A 21,220-nucleotide genomic window follows, 5' to 3' on the forward strand; every position below is an offset into this window, starting at 1 on the left:
GAGAATCTGGAAATGCTGCAAGTCGAAAAGCTGCACCAGTACTACGGCGGAAGCCACATCCTGCGCGGCCTGACGTTTGACGTGAAGGTCGGCGAAGTCACCTGCCTGCTCGGGCGTAACGGCGTGGGCAAGACCACCCTGCTCAAATGCCTGATGGGTCTGCTGCCGGCCAAAGAAGGCGCGGTCAATTGGGAAGGCAAACCAATCACCGCCTTCAAGCCGCACCAGCGGGTGCATGCCGGTATCGCCTACGTGCCGCAGGGCCGGGAGATCTTCGGTCGCCTGACCGTGGAAGAAAACCTGCTGATGGGCCTGTCGCGGTTTCCCGGCAGCGAGGCGAAAGAAGTGCCGGCGTTCATCTATGAGCTGTTCCCGGTGCTGCTGCAAATGAAGCAACGCCGAGGGGGTGACCTGTCCGGTGGCCAGCAACAGCAACTGGCGATCGGTCGTGCACTGGCCAGCCGCCCTCGCCTGCTGATCCTCGATGAGCCCACCGAAGGCATCCAACCCTCGGTGATCAAGGAGATCGGCGCGGTGATCAAGAAACTCGCCGCCCGTGGCGACATGGCGATTTTGCTGGTGGAGCAGTTCTACGACTTCGCCGCCGAGCTGGCCGATCAATACCTGGTGATGTCCCGGGGCGAAATCGTGCAACAGGGTCGCGGCGAGAATATGGAAGCTGAAGGGGTGCGCGGGCTGGTCACGATCTGAGCTTCTGTCCACAGCGGGCTCGAAGCACCATTTTGTCGCACCATCTTCCACGCCGCGCCCTCAACTGGTGCGCGGCGACGTTCAACAGCGCTCTCCTTCCAGTGATGCCCTGCGGCACAGCCTTTGCAACCCTCCTGAGGACCTCTCGATAAGCACTGACCATGACTCTTCCTGCATCCGGCGTTTTGTTTACCCCCAGTTGGCATGCCGAACTGGAACTGGGCTACGCCCGATTCGACAACACCACTCGCCCGGTCCAGCGCCGTCACAAAGGTCCGTTGCGGGTGCAAAAGCACCTGTATGCAGAGGGGCCAGAGGTCTGCCAGCACATCATCGTCCACCCTCCCGGCGGAATAGCCGGCGGTGATCGGCTGGACATTTCGGCCAGCGTCGAGCGTGATGCCTGGGCACAAATCACCAGCCCCGGCGCGGCCAAGTGGTATCGCGCCGCTGGCCCCGCCTATCAGCAGCTGAAGTTGAAGGTGGCGGCCGGTGCGACACTGGAATGGTTGCCCCAGGAAACGATCATTTTCAGTGCGGCGCAGGCTGAACTCAGCACCGGGATTGACCTTGAAGGTGATGCCCGTTTGTTCTACTGGGACGTCGTGGCCCTGGGCCGTCCGGCCAGTGGCGAACGCTTCGACCTCGGGCATTTTCAGGCACAACTGGATATCCGCCGCGACGGCCAGTTGCTCTGGCACGAACGCCAGCGCATTGTCGGGGCGGACGGTTTGCTCGATTCGCCGATTGGGCTGGATGGGCAACCGGTGTTTGCGACATTGCTGGTGACGGGTGAAATTGATAGCGAACTGCTGGAGCGCTGCCGCTCGCTGAGCCATGACGTGCGCGGGGATCTGACGCAGTTGCCGGGGTTGTTGGTGGCGCGGTGTCTGACCAGTGAAGCGCTGTTGGCGCGGGGGTGGTTGATTGAACTCTGGAAGTTGTTGCGCCCAGTCTTGCTTGGCCGTGAAGCCTTGCCACCCAGAATATGGAACACCTGAATTGCTTTTCTGTAGGAGCGAGCCTGCTCGCGATAGCGGTGTATCAGGCGCCATTTATGTTGAATGTGCCGACGCCATCGCGAGCAGGCTCGCTCCTACAGGGGTTCTGTGCAAGCAGATCCCACTCTTTTTAATCTGCCCGGATGGATGTCTACGATGGACCTGACCCCACGCGAAAAAGACAAGCTGCTGATCTTCACCGCCGGCCTGGTGGCCGAGCGACGTTTGGCTCGAGGCGTGAAACTCAATTACCCGGAGGCCATGGCCTACATTTCCGCCGCGCTGCTTGAAGGCGCCCGCGATGGCCAGACCGTGGCCGACCTGATGCACCTGGGCACCACCCTGCTGAGCCGCGAACAAGTGATGGAAGGCATCCCGGAAATGATCCCGGAAATCCAGGTCGAGGCCACGTTCCCCGACGGCACCAAACTGGTCACCGTCCACCAACCCATCGCCTGAGGCCGCGCCATGACCTACCACATCCGCGATGCCGTGCATGCCGACCTGCCAGCCATCCGTGACATTTACAACGACGCGGTACTCAACACCACGGCGATCTGGAACGAGCAGGCGGTCGACCTCGGCAACCGCCAGGCCTGGTTCAGCGCCCGGCAATCCCAGGCTTATCCGATTCTGGTGATTGTCGATGCCGACGACACAGTGCTCGGGTACGCCTCGTTCGGCGACTGGCGCCCGTTCGACGGCTTCCGCCACACCGTCGAGCATTCGGTCTACGTGCGCAGCGATCAACGCGGCAATGGCCTCGGTCCAAAGCTGATGGACGTGCTGATCGAGCGCGCCAGAGACTGTGGCAAACACGTCATGGTCGCGGCCATCGAAAGTGGCAACGCCGCCTCGATTCGCCTGCATGAGCGCATCGGTTTTATTACCACCGGGCAGATGCCACAGGTGGGCACCAAGTTCGGTCGCTGGCTGGACCTGACCTTCATGCAACTGACCCTCAATCCTGGCGCACAGCCACCTGCCGCCAACAAGGAGTGATTGCCCATGAACCCCGCCCAACTGCGACGCGTCAATGTAGAAAGTTTCGCGCACTACCGTCAGGGCCTGATTGATCTGCTACTCGACGCCGTCGGCTATGGCGCCAGCGTTGGCTTCATGGCCGATCTCGATGCGACGCAGGCACACGCCTATTTCGATGAGGTTCAGGACAATCTGATCAAGGGCAATGTGTTGCTGTGGGTGGTGGTCAAGGACGAACAGGTGCAAGCCAGCGTGCAATTGGGGTTGTGCCGCAAAGCCAACGGTTTGAACCGTGCCGAAGTGCAGAAACTGCTGGTGCGCGAGCATGCCCGGCGGCGTGGTCTAGGCCAACAGTTGATGAGTGCGCTGGAACAGGCCGCCCTGCAACACAAGCGCGGCATGCTCTTCCTCGATACTGAAGCAGGCTCGCCCGCCGAAGATTTCTACAAAGCCCTGGGTTACACCCGGGCCGGGGAAATTCCCGATTACGCCTGCGACCCGAGCGGCCGCTACAAGCCCACTGCCTTCTTCTACAAGATTCTCCAAGGAGCCCATTGATGATTCCCGGTGAATACCAGATCCAGCCCGGCGACATCGAACTTAACGTCGGCCGCCGCACGATCAGCCTGACGGTGGCCAACAGCGGTGACCGGCCGATCCAGGTCGGTTCGCATTACCACTTTTTCGAAACCAATGACGCCCTGAACTTCGACCGCGCCGCCAGCCGCGGCATGCGCCTGAACATCCCCGCCGGCACCGCCGTGCGTTTCGAGCCGGGGCAGAGTCGCCAGGTCGAACTGGTCGATCTGGCGGGGCATCGTCGGGTGTTCGGGTTTGCCGGGCAGATCATGGGCGATCTCTGATTAATGCGTTGTCAGTACCGCCCCCATCGCGAACAAGCTCGCTCCCACAGGGGAACGCGATCAACTGTGGGAGCGAGCTTGCTCGCGATGTGAGCGCAGCGAACGATTTCAAATTCAATTGAATCTCAAGGCGAACACATGAAGATTTCCCGTCAAGCCTACGCCGACATGTTCGGTCCCACCGTCGGCGACAAGGTGCGCCTGGCCGACACCGAGTTGTGGATCGAAGTGGAACAGGACTTCACCACCTACGGCGAAGAAGTGAAATTTGGCGGCGGCAAAGTCATCCGCGACGGCCAGGGCCAAAGCCAGCTGCTCGCCACCGAAGTGGTCGACACGGTGATTACCAACGCACTGATCATCGATCACTGGGGCATCGTCAAAGCTGACATCGGCCTCAAGGACGGACGGGTCGCCGGCATAGGCAAGGCGGGCAATCCGGACGTGCAACCGAACGTGACCATCGCCATTGGCGCCAGCACCGAAGTCATCGCTGGCGAAGGCATGATCCTCACCGCCGGCGGCATCGACACCCATATCCACTTCATTTGCCCGCAGCAGATCGAAGAGGCATTGATGAGCGGCGTCACCACCATGATCGGTGGCGGCACCGGACCGGCCACCGGCACCAATGCGACCACATGCACCTCCGGGCCGTGGCACCTGGCGCGCATGCTCCAGGCCGCCGATGCCTTCCCGATGAACATCGGCCTCACCGGCAAAGGTAACGCAAGCCTGCCCGAGCCGTTAATCGAACAGGTCAAGGCCGGCGCCATCGGCCTCAAGTTGCATGAGGACTGGGGCACCACGCCGGCGAGTATCGACAACTGCCTGAGCGTGGCCGACCGGTTCGACGTGCAGGTGGCGATCCACACCGACACCCTCAACGAGTCCGGTTTCGTCGAAGCCACCCTCGCCGCCTTCAAGGGCCGCACCATTCACACCTATCACACCGAAGGTGCCGGTGGCGGTCACGCGCCGGACATCATCAAGGCCTGCGGTCTTGCTAACGTGCTGCCAAGCTCCACCAACCCGACCCGGCCGTTCACCCGCAACACCATTGATGAACACCTGGACATGCTGATGGTCTGCCACCACCTCGACCCAAGCATTGCCGAAGACGTGGCCTTCGCCGAAAGCCGAATCCGCCGCGAGACGATTGCCGCCGAAGACATCCTCCACGACCTCGGTGCGTTCTCGATGATCAGCTCAGACAGCCAGGCCATGGGGCGGGTCGGCGAAGTCATCACCCGCACCTGGCAGACTGCCGACAAGATGAAAAGACAACGCGGGCCGCTACCCGGCGATGGTGCAGGCAACGACAACTTCCGCGCCAAACGCTACATCGCCAAGTACACCATCAACCCGGCGATCACCCACGGCATCAGCCATGAAGTGGGCTCGGTCGAAGTGGGTAAATGGGCCGACCTGGTGCTCTGGCGCCCGGCGTTTTTTGGCGTGAAACCGACGCTGATTCTCAAGGGTGGTGCCATCGCGGCCAGCCTGATGGGCGACGCCAATGCCTCGATCCCGACGCCACAACCGGTGCACTACCGCCCGATGTTCGCCAGCTACGGAGGTTCGCTGCACGCCACCAGCCTGACCTTCATCAGCCAGGCGGCGCAGGATGCAGGCTTGCCCGAAGCCCTGGGTTTGAAAAAGAAAATCGCAGTGGTCAAAGGTTGCCGCGACGTGCAAAAAACCGACCTGATCCACAACGACTACCTGCCGAACATCGACGTCGATCCGCAGACCTATCAGGTCAAGGCCGACGGTGTGTTGCTGTGGTGTGAGCCAGCGCAAACCTTGCCGATGGCCCAGCGTTACTTCCTGTTCTGAGCCGTTTGTTGCACCCCACACAAAGGCCTCGCACCCAGGGTGTCGAGGCCTTTGTTTTTTCCGTGATTATTGATCGGCCCCAATCCGCAGTCGGTCCAGCCTGGCCCGCGTCATCGCTTCTCGGGTCAGGTTTTTCAGCTGCTGCGTGATCTGTCGGTCGATGTCATTCAAGGCTTGACCATACGCCTCTTCAGTCATCAGCCGGCCATCCGCAAAGTCAGTTTCAGGTTTGTCCAATTCGCTGCACAGCCCCTTGATTTCCAACTCCACTGCAGCCTTTTCCTCGGTGGTGAGCCGCGTACCTTCAGCCCTGCGCTGCAACGCGTCCTGCAAATCGGTGGTGGCGTCGATCCGGCGTTTCAAGCCATTCAATTCCTCGCGGTAAGTCGACTCCAGCCAGGACTTCCAGAGCGGTTGCTCAAAGACCCGGTCGATCAGCAGATCACCCTCCTCCAGCGCCTTGATCCGCTGGAGCGCTGCCTCGATCATCTCTTTGCTGACCTCGGCGATGCTGCGAAACTGCATGCCCCGTGCCTGCCACGGCAAATCCAGGCGCTGCGCCAGATCGGTCATGTAGGCCAGGTGTACTTCCACTTCATCGATAGTGCCGGTCACTTCGCCATCGGCACCAGTCCGACGGAACTGTTCTCCCTTCGCCAATCGCTCAGACACCCGGTGACGGGCGATGGCGCCGAGTTCATCGAGCCGGGATTTACCCAGGGCCAGTTCAAGCAATTGCGTCTCGATCAGATCCGCGCGCACGAGGGCGTAGGCCTCGTGAACCATCACCTGCACGCCCATGGCATTGAACAGTTGCGTCCCGCCATCCACGCATTCGGTGGGGGTTGCGGCTTCGTTGAACAACTTGATGCGCAGTTCAGTGTCGCTGGCCATGGCCTCAAGCATGCGCCAGACCTTGGCCGTCAGTTCCGACTGATAGGTATCGCCGGCCTTGAAGTCGGCGGATTGGGTGAGTTTGCGGACTTCGTTGAAAAACGGCACCGAATCGAATTCATCCTCGACGGCGTTCCAGACTTCCTGTTTTTCCTGCCATTGCCGCTCGGTCATGCCCGCCGCCCATTCCGAGCTGTCGAGCAGGCCTCGGGGTGGGTAAGGGCGGTCCGGGTCCATGCCGACCGACTCGATGTAAAACTTGAGGGTGTCGAGGTTTTCCGGCGAGATCCAGTGCGGCCCCCGACTGATCACCGTGCGCGCCAGCAACTCGGCGCGAAACGATCCGGGTGCGACTTCCGGTATCCGGCTGATCGGATTGCGGCTCAGATCAATGAAAATACTGCGAGGCCGCGATTGGGAAAACAGTCCGACAGGCCAACTGTCCAGACCGGCGTCACTCAGCATCAGCACCTGCAAATGCGGCATCCGGCTGACATCAGGAATGAGCTTCAGCGGGTTGCCGCGCAGCCCCAACGACCTCAAGCGTGTCAGATTCTTCAGGCGATCCACCGCCAGCACATCCATCTCAATGCGGTTGTCGTTGAGGAACAGGTCGGTGAGATGACGCATGTCCTTCAGCCCTTGCGGAATGGCCGTCAGCAGATTGTCTTGCAGATTGAGGTAGCGCACCTGATGGAACGAGTCGAGGAACGACATGTTCCCGGAACGCAACTGCCCACCGCGCAGGCTCAGGCTGGTGACATGATCGAAGTTGGCCTCGAGCCTCGGCAGGGTTTCAAGCAGCTGGCTCAACTTGGGAATGTTGTCCAGTTTCAACGCTTGGGGCCGCACGATGCCGGAAGCCTCGATGCCCTCCGGCCCGGTGCGCTGCCAGCATTGCCTGAGCGCTTTGTAGATGTTGTTTCGCGCATGCCACTGCGCCACGCCCGCCGGGCTAAAACGAAAGGACTCGGTCGGCGAGTTCATCCAGCGTTGCATGGCGCGGTTCAACTGATTGAGCTCGGCCTCCAGCGCGGCCAGGCCTTCATGGACCGAACCACCGTTTTGGCTGAACCCGGTCAACAGCGTTTCGATTTCCTCCGGGGTGAAGGCCGGATACAGCGAGCGAGCCCGCTGGCGCAACCCCATGCCGCGCGGGACCTGTTGCGCATAACCCGGCATGCCGCCGCGCAAGCGCATGACGGTCGGGTCGTAGGACGGTTTGAGCACCGGGTTGTCGCGCAGGATCGGCTCGAGCACAGCTCGATCCAGTGGCTTTGTCTTTACTGCCTGCTCAAGGCCTGCCGCGTCATGAATTTCAAAACCCAGGGCGACACGCTGGGAGTCGGGCAATGCGTGCAGCACGGCGGCATACAGATTGTCCAACCCGTGCAGGTGTTGATCGCCCGCGTCCCGTGCTTCATATCGGAGATCCGAACTCTGGATCAACACTCTGCGGATGGGCGCGTCCTGCGGGCCGAGGCTGTCTAGCAGCGTCCCTGAAAAAGAACGTTCACGGATTTCCAGGCGCAGGTCCGAGGGCCAGCCCGGCAGGGCTGCCAGTGAGTGCAGCTCCAGGCGCTCGGTGTCGGTGTTGTGCAGCTCGCCGAGGTACAGGCCTTCATACGCTCGCGCCACTCGCAGCTGGTCCGCCGCTTCGAAGGCCTGTTGGGACAACCTCAAGGGCACGCGCTGTTTCTCGGCCCAATGTTGCAGGTCCGAGGGGTGTGCGTGTTCCACAAGCGCTTGCGCCACACTGGTCGAAAGCGACGACTCGTGCCCCTTGAGCAAGCTCACACGGGGATCGTCTGCACGCTCCCGACGCTCGTACAACTTGTCGAACAAACGCCTTTTGCTGCCCCGCGCCTGCTCGGCCAGGCGATCGCGCAAGGCCTTGGTGCGCGCCGTTTTGTCTCCGGAAAACCACTGCCCCTGCATCTCGCGAAGGGCCTGTTCATCCAGGAACCCGACCACACGTGCAGGCAGCGCACCGGCGAGCAAATCCTGCCAGGTCATCTGCAAGGTATCGGCGGGCAACGCGCCGGCATAGCCCTCCTTGAACGCCGCCCCCGACAGGCCCGGCCCCTGGAACACTTCGATGGCCTTGCCCTCGGGCCAGCCCGGCAACTCAGTCATGAAGCGCACGGCAAGATCGGCCCACTCCTGGCCGACCCGGTCGGCCAGGATCTGCTCTGCGCAAGCTTCGGCGTCGGCGTACGCCTTGAAGCGCTTGAGGGTATCGGTCAGCAGCGCGGGTGGGGTTTCGTGCTCCACGTGGAGCCGGCGCAACGCATTTTCGTTGACGCCACTGACGGTCAGGATCTGCTCCAGTGTTTCATCGCTGAACCCATCCACCGAGGCGCCCAGACGCTGGAGCAATTGACGCCGATCCCATTCCAGCGGTTGATCGAGTTCAGTTTTCCACAGGCCGGTGCCGTTGTGCTCCAGCAAGGGCTGATAGGCATCGGCTCGCGAGGGGTGTTGCAGGCGATGCTGGCCAGTGTTCGGGTCCTGTTTGACTTCGTAGCATTTGTCGTCGAGATGCAGCAGGTCCTGATCCTGGTGCCGGTACAAGCCTTTTTCACCGACGACGCCATCCCTGGGCAAGGTGACCGATTGTTGATATGACGTCAGGTCCGGATTCCACAAACGCTGCTTGCCGGCGACCTCCACAGGCTTGAGCCCTTCGACAAAGGGCGAGACCTTGATCGGCGCCAGCTGGCCGCCTGGCAACCCGTGACCGGCGCCCATGAGCGCCAACTGCGCAAAGTTGATCAGCACGCCATTGAAATAGGCGGAGGCCTCTTCCTTGTCGCCTTTGCTCCAGTCTTCGATGCCTTCGGCAACCTCGGCGAGCATCTGCGCAATCATGATGCCCAGCATCGCTTCGCCCAGACCGGGCACCAGCATCGCGGCGAAATTGAACAGGTTCCAGCCAATGTTCAGGTAACTGGTCAGGCGCTTGAAGCGGGCGCTGGCGTCCTCGTCGCCGGTCGGCACCGCGATGCGTCGGGCATCGACGATGGCCTTGTCGCGGCGTTCAACGAACAATGTCACCCACAGGTCGCCCGTGATCTGATTGGTAATGGGTTCTGCATCGGGATTCTCGACCGCCGTTTCACGCCACCATGGCCCCATGTCCAATGGCTCGCGTTGCTGCCAGGTAAACGTCTTCAGACGTTCGTTGACCCGGCTGAAAAACAGCCCCTTGTCCTTTTGCGCCACGAATCGGCTGAAAAACGCCTGGTATTGCGTGTCTCGCAGCTGACCGATCAGGGTTTTCATGAACGCGGCCAGCGAGGGGTATTCCTTGAGCGGATGTTGCGGATCATCCGGTACATAGGCGATCACGTGGCCGGACAAACGACTCTGATGGTAGATGTCGTCGCGGCGCAAAAGCTCATCGTTGAGCCCCTGCGGCCCATTGGCGAAAAACGCCTGCAGTAATTTGAACCGCTCGTACTCCGCACCAGGCAATATCGAGAGGCGCTGCGACCATTCGCTCCAGAATTTCACTGAGTCGGGGGTCAAGGCATCGATCGCCTGCTTGATCTGCGACGGATCGCTGACGGCACTGAACAGCACGATGCCCGTCAAGCGAAAGCCCATCAGCGACAATCGATGACCATGCAGCGGCCGGTCGTACAGCGTGGTATCGGCCTGGCTCTCGCGTATCTGCCCGAGTTTGCCGTAGGCATGGTCGCTGATATCGCCTTTCATTCGGGCGACCAGTGACGCCACCTGGAAAGCGGCTTTTTCACTGGCCACCGACTCGTCCTGCAAGGCACGTCGCGCTTCAGCTGTGGTCGGCAGCAGGATGGATTTGATATGCCGCTGGTACTGTCCGCCAATGTCGAGGCTGCGGCACATCGATGCAAACCTGGGCAAGGAAATCGCGGGCTCAAGCGCAAGGCTGCCGCGCTCATCCTTGCGATAGATACCGGAGCTGCTGCGCCAGGCGTCTTCGGTAGTTTCTGCCTCCTCGAAATTGTGCAACGCCGCTTCCAGCAACGTGGACTGTCGAACGCGACTGGCCCCGGTATCAATGACAAAGGCAATTTTACTGGGTACTTCAAGTTGCACGCTGAGTGCGTCGAAATTCTCCACAGTATTGAAGTTCGCCTGCATCGACGCACTGAGCAGCGGTTTGGCGAAGGCATTGATGTCGTGTTGCAAGTTGCCCAGGGTCTTGTCCAGAGTGCCTTGCAAGCGTCCCTGCTCTTCAATCAACTCCTTCAGGTATTGACGGTCGATTTCCCGTGCAGCGCTGTACCACTCGGGGATCTCGGGCCTTAGTGTTTCGAGGGTTTTCATTCTCGACATCGACGCCTTTTTTATCGCGTCGGGTATGGCGCCCAGTACACGCTCGTAATGAACGCCGTTGTTTGGGGCGGGCGTTTCCAGCGAGTTGCTTCCATGCAAATCAGACACTGTTTTTTCACCTTGATGGCTGGGTTGGAGCTAACAGACTTATCCACCCGCGCCTGAAACAAAAGTCCAAATTACTGTTGGGCCAAGGCTGAAAAAAGGCCCGCAAGGTTCGAAAATCAAGGAGCCATCGATAGATATGTACCACCAGAAATGCCTGCGGTTATGCCGCTGCATGAGCGGTCGTGTTTTTTCCGGCAAAGGGACTACTATTCGAATCGCTGTCCCCGATTTGCTCAGGTAACCGCCATGCGTCTTTCCGAATTCATCGTGTTACATGTTGATCGCATCGTCGATGAGTGGGAGCAGTTCGCCATAACCATCACCCCGGCCGCCGAAACCATGGACAGCGCTGCCTTGCGCGACCATGCCCGGTCGATCCTGCTGGCCTCGGCGCGGGACATGTGCAAGCCCCAGACACCTGCCGAACAGGCGGCCAAGTCGCGCGGCGAAGGACCGGAGAAAACCCCCAGCCTCGACGTGGCCGGTGCCAGCCACGGCGAACTGCGCCATACCGTGGGTTTTGATCTGGTGCAAATGACCAGTGAGTTCCGTCACTTGCGCGCCTGTGTCATCCGCCTGTGGGTCAACAGCCTGCAATCGCCTGACCTGACCTACTTCCAGGACATGATCCGCTTCAACGAAGCCATCGACGAAGCCCTGGCGGAGTCCACGGCCACTTATGCCGAGCAGGTCAATCGCTCTCGGGACATTTTTCTGGCGATCCTCGGCCACGACCTGCGCGCGCCCCTGCAGGCGGTGAGCATGTCCACCGAACTACTGCTGCGCAAAGCCGTGCTCGAAGGTGATGCGCTCAAGTGCGCGGTCAATATCCAGCGCAGTACCGGGCACCTGGCGGTGATGGTCGGGGACTTGCTTGAACTGGTGCGCAGCCGCCTGGGCAAGCGTCTGCCGATCGAGCCGGCGCCCATGGACCTGGCCGAAGCGGCGCGCGAAGCGATTGCCCGGGCCAGTGCCGGTCAACCGGAATGCGAACCGACCCTGGATGTACAGGGTGACACACGTGGCACCTGGGACCTGCGCCGGCTCGATCAGATGCTGCAGAACCTGATCGGCAATGCCTTGCAGCATGGTTCAAGCAAACGCGAGGTGAAGTTGACTCTCAAGGGTGAGACCGACAGTGTCCGACTGACAGTGCACAACGACGGAGACCCGATCCCCTCCGATGCGATCCCGACCATTTTCGACCCGCTGGTGCGCAGCGCCTGTGAAGAGCTCGGCGAGCCTACTACCAGCCTTGGGTTGGGGTTGTTTATCGTCAAGGAAGTGGTCGACGCCCATGAGGGGACGATTGAAGTCAGCTCCCATGAGCTTGATGGCACGACGTTTACCGTGGAGTTGCCCAGAAAGGTCTGATGCTTTTGTGCTTGTTGGAAATCATTCGACCACCAACCGCCCCAATCGCTGCTTGAGCATGCGGTTCTCGGCCCGCAATTGCTGGACTTCTTCAAGCAGGTCCAACGCCAGGGCGACGCCTTCCCATTCCAGGTCCAGATCGCGCCGCAGCTTGGCGGCGCGCTTGGCCAGGGTCAACTCGTAGTCGTTGAAAACCCAGTCCTTGGGCTGAGCGCCCTGAGGTTCGAGGATGCCGTGCTCGACGATTTCGATCACGTAGACGTCCGACAACTCGGTCGCCTCACAGAATTCGGCCATGTCCAGTTGAACGATCAGGGGACTGCTCATAGTCAGTGACTCCTCGGTTCCAAGGGATCAGAAATGCTCTCGCGGGTCGAACGCGGCTTTTTTCGCCAGCTCCTGCCACAGGGCCTTGATGTCATCGTCGGATTTCTTCGGCATCACAGCCTTCAACTGCACGAACAGGTAACCGCGCTCACCGGCCTTGTTCATCAGGCCATGGCCCTTGGCGCGCATGCGCTGGCCGTTCTGGCTGCCGGCCGGGACCTTGAGGTTGATCTTGCCGGTCAGGGTCGGCACGGCGACTTCGGCGCCCAGCGCCAGCTCCCACGGTGCCAGTGGCAAGGTGATGATCAGGTTCTCGCCTTCGACGTCGAACTTCGGGTGCGGCGCAAAACGGATCGTCAGGTACAGGTCGCCATTGGCCCCGCCACCCACGCCCGGAGCACCCTGCCCCTTGAGGCGAATGCGCTCACCGTCGCTCACACCGGCCGGAATCTTCACGTTCAGGCTTTTGCTGGTGTTGCTCACATGCTGGCCGGCCGCGTTGTACTGAGGTACCTGGAAGGTCACCTTCTTCGACTCGGTCGACAGCGTTTCTTCGAGAAAGACCCCAAGTTCCATTTCCACGTCCTGCCCTCGACGTCCGGTGCTGCGACGCGACTGTCCACCACCACCAAAACCTGGCCCACGGTTACCGAAGATCGAACTGAAGAAGTCCGAGAAATCGCCCGTGTCCTGGCCACCGCCACCGAAGCCACCACGGCTCTGCCAGCCCGGAGGTCCCTGGAACGGTTGGCCGTGCTGGCCATAGCGACGCAAGTCATCATATTCGGCACGTTTGTCGGCGCTTTTCAGCGCTTCATAGGCTTCCGAGGCATCCTTGAACCTGGACTCGGCATCCTTTTCCTTGCTGACGTCGGGGTGGTATTTGCGCGCCAGCTTGCGATAGGCGGCCTTGATCGCCTTGTCGTCTGCGGTCGGCTCCACACCGAGAATCTTGTAATAGTCTTTGAAGTCCATCGAGGGAATCACCATCCGTTATCAGAATCGCGCCACAGGCCACAGCATGCGCTTGTTTGCAGCCATTGGTTTGACCGATCTCAAGTTTGTGACCGGGCGGCGCAGCAGAAGTTTATCGGCAGTAGGCGGGGCTTCTTGCGAGCACTCCCGCGGCTGTCCGGTTGATGCAGGGTAGTTTGGGGGGGATGCCCCATCTTTCAAGGCATTGTCTGCGAAGAATTAGCAGATAACCGGCCTTCGAATCTGGCGCGCTCTGACATACACTGCGCGGCCGTTTTTTAACCGGAACCTGAAAGACATGAACAACGCATCTCCAGCCCGTGCCTTGGGTATCGACTTTGGCACGTCCAACTCCACTGTCGGCTGGCTGCGCCCCGGCGTGGAAACGCTGATCGCGCTGGAGGACGACAAGATCACCCTGCCGTCGGTGGTCTTCTTCAATATCGAAGAACGTCGCCCGGTGTACGGCCGGCTGGCGCTGCACGAGTACCTGGAAGGCTACGAAGGCCGCCTGATGCGCTCGCTCAAGAGCCTGCTGGGTTCCAAGCTGATCAAGCACGACACCAGCGTCTTGGGCACGGCGATGCCGTTCAAGGACCTGCTCGGGCTGTTCATCGGTCAACTCAAGAGCCGCGCCGAAGCCGCCGCTGGTCGGGAATTCGAAGAGGTGGTACTGGGTCGGCCAGTGTTCTTCGTCGACGATGACCCGATGGCCGACAAGGAAGCCGAAGACACCCTGGTAGACGTGGCGCGCAAGATCGGCTTCAAGGAAGTCTCGTTCCAGTACGAACCGATTGCCGCCGCGTTCGACTACGAGTCGACCATCGAGAAAGAAGAGCTTGTCCTGATTGTGGACATCGGCGGTGGTACATCAGACTTCTCGCTGGTGCGCCTGTCGCCGGAGCGTCGGGGTGTGGATAACCGCCACGAGGACATCCTCGCCACCGGCGGTGTGCACATCGGCGGAACCGACTTCGACAAACAGCTCAGCCTGCAAGGCCTGATGCCGCTGTTCGGCTACGGCAGCCGCATGAAGAGCGGCGCCTACATGCCGACCAGTCACCACATGAACCTGGCGACCTGGCACACCATCAACTCGGTGTACTCGCAAAAGTCGCAACTGGCCCTGGGCAGCATGCGCTATGACATCGAGGACACCGGCGGCATCGATCGCCTGTTCAAGTTGATCGAACAGCGCGCCGGACACTGGCTGGCCATGGAAGTGGAAGAAACCAAGATCCAGCTGACCCACGCCGACAATCGCCACGTGCCGCTGGATCGCATTGAAGCGGGCTTGAGCGTGGACCTGAGCCGTGCGCTGTTCGAGTCAGCCATCGAGAGCTTGCTGGAGCGGGTGCGCAACAGCGTCACCCAACTGCTGGCAGACGCCGATGTGCGGGTCGATCAGGTCGATACGGTGTTTTTCACCGGTGGCTCGAGCGGGATTCCGGCACTGCGCAACAGTGTTTCGGCGATGTTGCCGAATGCACGGCATGTGGAAGGGAACATCTTTGGCAGTATCGGTAGCGGTCTGGCGATTGAAGCGGCCAAGCGTTACGGCTCTATGGACTGATCCAAAACCGAGGCGCCTCTATCGCGAGCAAGCTCGCTCCCACATTAGTCCTGCGAGCACAGGTCCATTGTGGGAGCGAGCTTGCTCGCGATGGGGCCAGATCAGCCAACAAAGATCCAGCGGATCAAACCATCCCCACCTGCTTCAACTCACTCTTCAGATACGCGTAGTAAATCGGCCCCGCCACCACCCCCGGCAGGCCGAACGCGGCCTCGAACACCAGCATCGCCAGCAGCAACTCCCACGACTTGGCACTGATCTGCCCGCCAACGATGCGCGCGTTGAGGAAATATTCGAGCTTGTGGATAACAATCAGGTAACCCAGTGCCGCCACAGCGACCCAGATCGACAACGACAAACCGACGATGGTGATCAGGGTGTTCGACATCAGGTTGCCGATCACCGGCAGCAGGCCGAGCAGGAACGTCAGCACGATCAGGGTTTTGGTCAGCGGCAGCTTGATACCGAACATCGGCAAGATTACCGCCAGGAAAATCCCGGTGAAGACGGTGTTGAGCAGGGAAATCTTGATCTGAGCGAACACGATGTTGCGAAACGCCTGGACCAGCAGGTGCAGACGTTCGAACAACGCCGCGGCCAGCGGTTTGCGCTTGGTCAGGTCCGGAACGCGCTGCAAGGCAATGATCGCCCCCAGCACCATGCCGATCAGCAAGGTCACGAACATGTGCGCCGCGTCCTTGCCCACCAGTTGCAAATCACTGAGGTGTTTGCTGACCCATTCGCCAATCGCCACGCGGAACTCCGCGGCACTGGCCGGCAGATAGGCGTCGATGAACGGCGGCAATTGCCCGCGCGCGCGGTCGACCACTCCCATGAACTTGTCGAGGGACGCGCCGGGGTTTTCCGCCTCGTGCAGCAGGAAGCTGAAGGCACCGGCAAAGATCAGCGACAGCACGCTGACAATCAGAGTCCCCAGCAACGCCACCGCCAGCCAGCGCGCACGCCGGCCTTCGATCAGCCGTTGCAGTTGCGGGGTGAGCATGTTGACCAGTTCGAACACGAGCAACCCGGCGAGCAGGCTGGGCAGCAATCGCAGCGGCAGGACCAGCAGCAGTCCGCCAAAAATGATGACCCAGCTGATGACCAGCAAGACTTGACGCTGAGAAAACGTTGGCATACAGCCTCAAAAACGAACGGCGTAAAAAGGATTGGCAGTCTGCCAGCGATCCGGTGCGAGCACTAGGGATTGTGTGGGGCGACCTTAGTGGTGGTTCAGGATTTCTTGCAGCGCCTTCTGCGGCCCCATCGTCGGAGCGCCGCCCGGAGCAAGCTCGCTCCCACAGTGGAACTGAGTACACCGGACAAATGTGGGAGCGAGCCTGCTCGCGATGGAGCCAGCACAGCCACCACTGTCCTTGAGCCGATCTTATTTCTTCTTCAGGCAATCACTCATGAATGCCTTGCGCTCGTCACCCTTGAGGGCTTTGGTGGCGGCGTCGGCGTTACAGGTCTTCATCTTCTCTTGCTGTGGGGTCAAGGCTTTGCCGGCACCGTTGGCCGCCGGGGTGGCCTTGAGGCAATTGCTCATGAAGGCTTTGCGCTCATCGCCCTTGAGGGTTTTTGCAGTCGCCTCGGCGTTGCAGGTGGTCATCTTGTTCTGTTGGTCTGTGGCGGCGAAGATTTGGGAACAGAGCAGCAAACCGATCATCAACAAAGGGGCACGCATTATCTTCATGGAGTTTTCTCCGTGTCGCCGCATCGAGAGATGCGGCCTCCACGAGGAGTGTAGTCAAGCCTTGTTACACCTTCCTCCAGCCACAGATGATCATTCGCCCGGTGAGGTACCAGCGGACTGTTGCTCCAGCAGGTTCTTGAAGGCGTGTTGATAGTCTCGCCAGGCTGACAGGCGCTTTTCGATCACGGAACCCGGCAACCGCTCAAACGACACCCAGGCTTCCCCAGGCACACTGTATCGTGTCGCCAACGTCTTCAATGACGTGAATTGAGCATAAGCCCCCGACTGGTACAGTTTGTTTATGGTTATCTGCCTGATGGTGTTGTCCCGGGAAACCTCCGGCAGCATCGCCGGGCCTGCAGGCACATCGTTGATAAAGGCAAAATCCGCGTTGGCGGGTCCCGGTTCAAGGGTTGCAATGGGGGGCAGTTCAAACTCGAAACGACCATTATCCGCCATATGGGCGGCAGGGAACTCCGGCCACGAATCGGCAACCACCAGTTGCTTGAGATCGGTCAAGTCATCGCCAATGACCACGTACTGATGATCGAATGCGGTGGCTCTGACGAGGTGGATCCGCGAGGTTCTCGGTTGGCTGGCCAGCAGCGCGAAGGTCACCTTGGAGTTTTCCGAACAATTGCCTCCCTTGATTTCAATGGCTTTACGCGCATGTTCGGCGAGAGACATCCGTGCTGTGAATTGACCTTCCTGCAGATCCAGTCCTCGCAGCCCCTTGATTTTCGCGATCGCTGAACCGCCGTTTTCCCAGATGCTCGGCAGCTGGTTGCCCGACAGAGGCAACAGCTCCTTGGATCGATGGATGGCACGCTGTGCCTGTCGCAGATTGGCCATGACCTGGGGTGTCACTTCAATTGGCTGCGCGGCCGTCGTGACGTCGCTTTCAAGGTCAGCGGCATACTTCTGCAACGGCACCCATCGGTCGCTGGACACCGGGAGGTTTTCCCTCACGGCGCGCTGCAGCGCCTGATATTCATCGAGACGCCCGGTTTGCTCGAGATCGCGCGCGCGGGCGCCCAGATTGCGCTCGGACTCCGTGAGCTCCACCAACCCCTGTACGGTGAACAACCGCTCGACCAATGCATCGAACTGCTCAGGCGACATCAGCTTTTGCAGATCGGGCAATACTTCAATACTTTGTACCGTTCGCAGATTGGCCTCGGAGCCCTCGGCATTCGCCTTCCTGAGCCCATACCAGAGCGCGCGCCAGCAATCGTCGGACAAGCTTTCGTCCATCAACTTGAGTCCGCGCAGATAGTTATATCGTTCAAACGAGGGGACGCTCGGATGGAATGCACCGTCGACAAAAGCCACGCTGCGTTGCTCGACGTCCTGCAGTTGCGCAATCTCACCGGTCACGGTAGGAGCCCCCCCACGCAGGCGCATGATCGCCGGATCAAACGTCGGAATTTTCAACTCCGGCAAACCGGAAAGAACACTTAACAGCCTGTAGGGTTTCAGGGCATGGTCGCGCAATGCAGCCTTCAGGACCGGGCCCTGACCGATATGAATCCGCAACGCATCACGCTCGGCATCGGGTAATGCCTGCAAGATCGAGGTAAACAAATCACCGCCCGAATGCAGGGCATTGCCTTGCTCGTCGCAAGCCTGGATCAACCCGTTTTCGCTTAAGACGAGCGTACGCCGGATGGCGGCATCCTCGGGGCCGATGCTGTCCAGTTGTTGGCCATCGAAACGGTAGTGACGCAGCTCGATCCTCACATTGGCATTCCAGCCCGGCAGGTTTTCCAGGGAATGCAACGCCAGGGCGTCGAAGTCCGGATTGTCGACCGACTCCAGATAAAAACCCTCGTACGCACGGCTGATCCGCACGTCCCTGAGCGCCCAATCGGCGCACCCTTGCAGTCGCTCGGGAAGCCTGCGCAGCTTGAGCGTCTGCAACTCCTCCGGGCGCGCCAGCGCGACCAGCTCTTGTGCAACGACACCGGGCATTCCTGGAACCTCGCCCTGGATGAACCTTGCCTCGGCACTGACGGCTTGCCCGACATCCCGGTAACGTTTGTCGAACAACGAGGCCTTGCGCCGATCTGCCAATTGCGCGAGTTGCCCCCTCAAACGCGTGGCATTTTGTGTGCGGCTGCCGACCAGTGCATCAGGCTCATCACCCAGCAGTTGCCGGGTCTCGGCATCATCGAGAAACAACAGCAAGGTGTCGATCAGGTCGGTATCCGCCAGTTGGTTCACAGAGAAAGAGACAGGTTCGTCGTCGACCCCGATGGCGTACAGCACTCGTCCATCGGCCCCCTTGAGCTCAATCGCTCTGCCGGGCCACAAGCCGTCCAGCAATTGAAACTGCCAGAGCGGGTCGGCCTGCAAATAATCCTGTGCACGGGCGCTGCCGATGTTTTGGATGAAGGTGTGGATATCCCGGTCGATCCGGAACCGGGTCACCGTATCGCTGAGCAAAGGGATCGCCCGCTCGTTATCGGCGTACATGCGTACCAGCGCACCGACATCGGCACGGCTGACAGTGCGAATGTCGCCGAACTTGTCGGTCAACCCCTCCACCGACGGACCGAGTCGCTTGATCAGCGCATCGGCATCCCAGGTGTGAGGTGTTTCACCCTCGATTACAAAAGCGCCAGTACCGTTACTCTCCGCCACCGGCTGATAGGCCTCGGGACGGGTCGGATGCTGAACCCGGTGTTTGCCGGTTTGCGAATCGAACCTGAGTTCGAAATGATCATCGTCCAAAGACAGAATCTGCCGGCCCTGATGCTGATGCAGACCGTAAAGGTCAGGTTTGGAATCCGTCGCCAGACGCAGGTTTTGTTGCAGGTACGGCTGCAGATTTTTCCCCCATAGCCGCTGCTCACCGTTTCGGAGCGTGACTTGACGGGCGCCTTCGAGGAAGGACGACAACCTGGGCTTCACCACTTGAGTGGCGATAGCACCGCCCACGGCAAACGTGCCCAACTGAACCAGGTTTTCAGCGACGCCGACCAGATGCTCCGCCGCTTCAACGTACTCGCCCTGGGTGAGTTCAACGACACCTTCCACGACCCCGTCTACTAGTTGATAAGCGATATACCCCAGCATGAGCTCCCCGAGCACCGGGACAAAGGGGGTCGCGACGAGCAAGGCAACCTGCATGATGTCGGAGAGCATTTTTTCCAGGTTTTCGATCCACGCCCAACGTGCGGCACTGTCCGCATCGGCGGTGGTCACGGCCAGCGCGCGCCCGTCGGCAAAAATCTTGTCAACTTGCTGCTGATAGAGATAAACCCACGGATCGCCGTTATAACGGCTGACGGTATCGTTTTCGAACGATACCGCGGCTATCCGCAAATCGGGGCGATCTACTTGAGTTTCGCGCCAGGCAGGCAGATTGGAGCCCGGTTGTGTGCCGTGGTAAGTGATTTCCCACAGTTTCGCGTTGAGCGCGGCGAAGAAATGACCACGCTGGTAATGATCCACGAATCGACTGAAAAACGCCTGATAGCTGCGCCGGGTAGCGCCGGATGCCTGATCGTTGCCCCGTAGCTGGTGAGTCAGTTCGAGCGCGAACTCGGCCGTCGAGGCATACTCTTTCAGCGGATGCTCGGGATCGTGCGGTACGTAGGCAATGACGCGCCGGACATTCGCACCGGGGATATCGAGATCGGCGGCGATCAGTACAATCCCGGTCAGACGGGTGTCGAGCATGCTCAAGTGGTAGAAACGCACGGGACCGCCATCCCACACCAGTCCCTTTTTACCCAGGACCATGTTCAACACGGTCAGGTAGGCCGCTGCCCCGATGTCCTTCTTCATCAATGCCAGATGTGCTGCAGCTTTCATGGCGCTTTTCTGACTGGCGACGATGCGGTGCTGCACCGCCTCCCGGACCATGGCACCTTCAGGAGCCAGATAACTTTCCAGATACTTTTTATATTGGGACCCAATATCCAGAGTTCGGCACAGCGTCTTGAACTGTTCGATCGTTATTCCCAACTTCTTTATTTCAAACCGCCCGATGTCGTCGGGCCTGGTGATAAATGCAGAGTCGCTGGTAAATACTTCGCCCTCGGCAAAATTTTGCAGAGATGCGTTAAGTAACGAGACAGTTCGACTGCCGACACCGCCGGTGACATTGAATGCCCAAGCGGATGTTTTAGCCGAAAAATACAACCGCAGAAAAATTTCACGAACATCGACCACTACACCGAATTGCTTCTTGAGGGCATTGGTCAGCAGTGGCAGGGCAAAGGATTCGGCATCTTGCAGCTTCCCGAGCATCCGGTCGACCTGGTTCTGCGCCTGCCAACTGACCTTTGTGGCTTCTTTCGCTGCCACATGCTCCGTATGGGACGCCGCTTTGCTCCAGGCGGGAATAACTTTGGGTGTGTTGCGTAAATCACCCACCCGCTGAAGCGAAGAATCGACAATCCAGTCGGGAATGGCGCTTTTGATAAAGTTGTAGTGAGTACTGTGCTCTTGGTTTATATCGAAATAATCTTGGCTACTCGCAGACTTCAACAACAAATTTTTCACAATCATTACTCGCAAACTTAGAGAGAGGATCGAAGCCTAC

The 21,220-nt window shown here is 59.9% G+C and carries 15 protein-coding genes; 9 read left to right on the plus strand and 6 right to left on the minus strand.

Going from position 1 to position 21,220, the window contains the following annotated elements; translation table 11 throughout:
* Positions 1-12: 12 nt before the first annotated feature.
* The 7 genes from urtE (at position 13) to ureC (ending at position 5,398) form a co-directional block, all read left to right on the plus strand.
* The gene (gene urtE, locus KW840_RS11060) at positions 13-711 is read left to right on the plus strand and encodes an urea ABC transporter ATP-binding subunit UrtE (RefSeq protein WP_057712190.1); all 699 of its coding nucleotides are present in this window, start codon (positions 13-15) and stop codon (positions 709-711) included.
* A 161-nt stretch (positions 712-872) separates the two neighbouring features.
* Positions 873-1,712 carry an urease accessory protein UreD gene (locus KW840_RS11065; protein WP_218495164.1) on the plus strand — a complete coding sequence of 280 codons (840 nt, stop codon included), beginning with the start codon at positions 873-875 and terminating at the stop codon, positions 1,710-1,712.
* A gap of 156 nt (positions 1,713-1,868) precedes the next feature.
* Complete coding sequence (locus KW840_RS11070) at positions 1,869-2,171, plus strand: urease subunit gamma (protein WP_057712192.1); 303 nt, start codon at positions 1,869-1,871, stop codon at positions 2,169-2,171.
* Positions 2,172-2,180: 9 nt separating this feature from the next.
* Positions 2,181-2,714 carry a GNAT family N-acetyltransferase gene (locus tag KW840_RS11075; RefSeq protein ID WP_057712193.1) on the plus strand — a complete coding sequence of 178 codons (534 nt, stop codon included), beginning with the start codon at positions 2,181-2,183 and terminating at the stop codon, positions 2,712-2,714.
* A 6-nt stretch (positions 2,715-2,720) separates the two neighbouring features.
* Positions 2,721-3,254, plus strand: coding sequence for a GNAT family N-acetyltransferase (locus KW840_RS11080; protein WP_090452874.1), 534 nt, complete (start codon positions 2,721-2,723; stop codon positions 3,252-3,254).
* Positions 3,254-3,559, plus strand: coding sequence for an urease subunit beta (locus KW840_RS11085; protein ID WP_218495165.1), 306 nt, complete (start codon positions 3,254-3,256; stop codon positions 3,557-3,559). Before KW840_RS11080 ends, KW840_RS11085 begins: the two co-directional genes overlap by 1 nt.
* A gap of 138 nt (positions 3,560-3,697) precedes the next feature.
* Complete coding sequence (ureC, locus tag KW840_RS11090; RefSeq protein WP_218495166.1) at positions 3,698-5,398, plus strand: urease subunit alpha; 1,701 nt, start codon at positions 3,698-3,700, stop codon at positions 5,396-5,398.
* A 66-nt stretch (positions 5,399-5,464) separates the two neighbouring features.
* On the opposite strand, the gene KW840_RS11095 is transcribed toward ureC, so the two are convergent.
* Positions 5,465-10,723: a dermonecrotic toxin domain-containing protein gene (locus KW840_RS11095; RefSeq protein ID WP_218495167.1), complete on the minus strand. Its 5,259-nt coding sequence runs from the start codon at positions 10,721-10,723 to the stop codon at positions 5,465-5,467.
* A gap of 246 nt (positions 10,724-10,969) precedes the next feature.
* Here KW840_RS11095 and KW840_RS11100 point away from each other — a divergent pair, with 246 nt between their 5' ends.
* Entirely contained in the window at positions 10,970-12,097 is a 1,128-nt protein-coding gene (locus KW840_RS11100; RefSeq protein WP_218495168.1) for a sensor histidine kinase KdpD, read from the plus strand.
* Positions 12,098-12,118: 21 nt separating this feature from the next.
* Here the strand turns inward: KW840_RS11100 and KW840_RS11105 are convergent, their stop codons facing one another.
* A complete protein-coding gene (locus KW840_RS11105; RefSeq protein WP_057712199.1) occupies positions 12,119-12,424 on the minus strand; it encodes a chaperone modulator CbpM in 306 nt (101 codons plus the stop codon).
* 27 nt (positions 12,425-12,451) lie between these two features.
* Positions 12,452-13,399: a DnaJ C-terminal domain-containing protein gene (locus KW840_RS11110; protein WP_057712200.1), complete on the minus strand. Its 948-nt coding sequence runs from the start codon at positions 13,397-13,399 to the stop codon at positions 12,452-12,454.
* A gap of 298 nt (positions 13,400-13,697) precedes the next feature.
* Here KW840_RS11110 and KW840_RS11115 point away from each other — a divergent pair, with 298 nt between their 5' ends.
* Positions 13,698-14,972 carry an Hsp70 family protein gene (locus KW840_RS11115; protein WP_057712201.1) on the plus strand — a complete coding sequence of 425 codons (1,275 nt, stop codon included), beginning with the start codon at positions 13,698-13,700 and terminating at the stop codon, positions 14,970-14,972.
* 124 nt (positions 14,973-15,096) lie between these two features.
* Here KW840_RS11115 and KW840_RS11120 read toward each other — a convergent pair whose 3' ends face one another.
* The 3 genes from KW840_RS11120 to KW840_RS11130 all read right to left on the minus strand — a co-directional run bounded on the left by KW840_RS11120 (position 15,097) and on the right by KW840_RS11130 (position 21,186).
* Positions 15,097-16,110, minus strand: coding sequence for an AI-2E family transporter (locus KW840_RS11120; protein ID WP_056725372.1), 1,014 nt, complete (start codon positions 16,108-16,110; stop codon positions 15,097-15,099).
* Between the two features lie 249 nt (positions 16,111-16,359).
* Positions 16,360-16,668 (minus strand): PsiF family protein, encoded by a 309-nt coding sequence (locus tag KW840_RS11125; protein WP_218495169.1) that lies wholly within the window; start codon positions 16,666-16,668, stop codon positions 16,360-16,362.
* A 90-nt stretch (positions 16,669-16,758) separates the two neighbouring features.
* A complete protein-coding gene (locus KW840_RS11130) occupies positions 16,759-21,186 on the minus strand; it encodes a dermonecrotic toxin domain-containing protein (RefSeq protein WP_218495170.1) in 4,428 nt (1,475 codons plus the stop codon).
* Positions 21,187-21,220 lie beyond the last annotated feature (34 nt).

It is taken from the genome of Pseudomonas sp. PDM30, from assembly GCF_019218985.1.
GTDB lineage: Bacteria > Pseudomonadota > Gammaproteobacteria > Pseudomonadales > Pseudomonadaceae > Aquipseudomonas > Aquipseudomonas jessenii.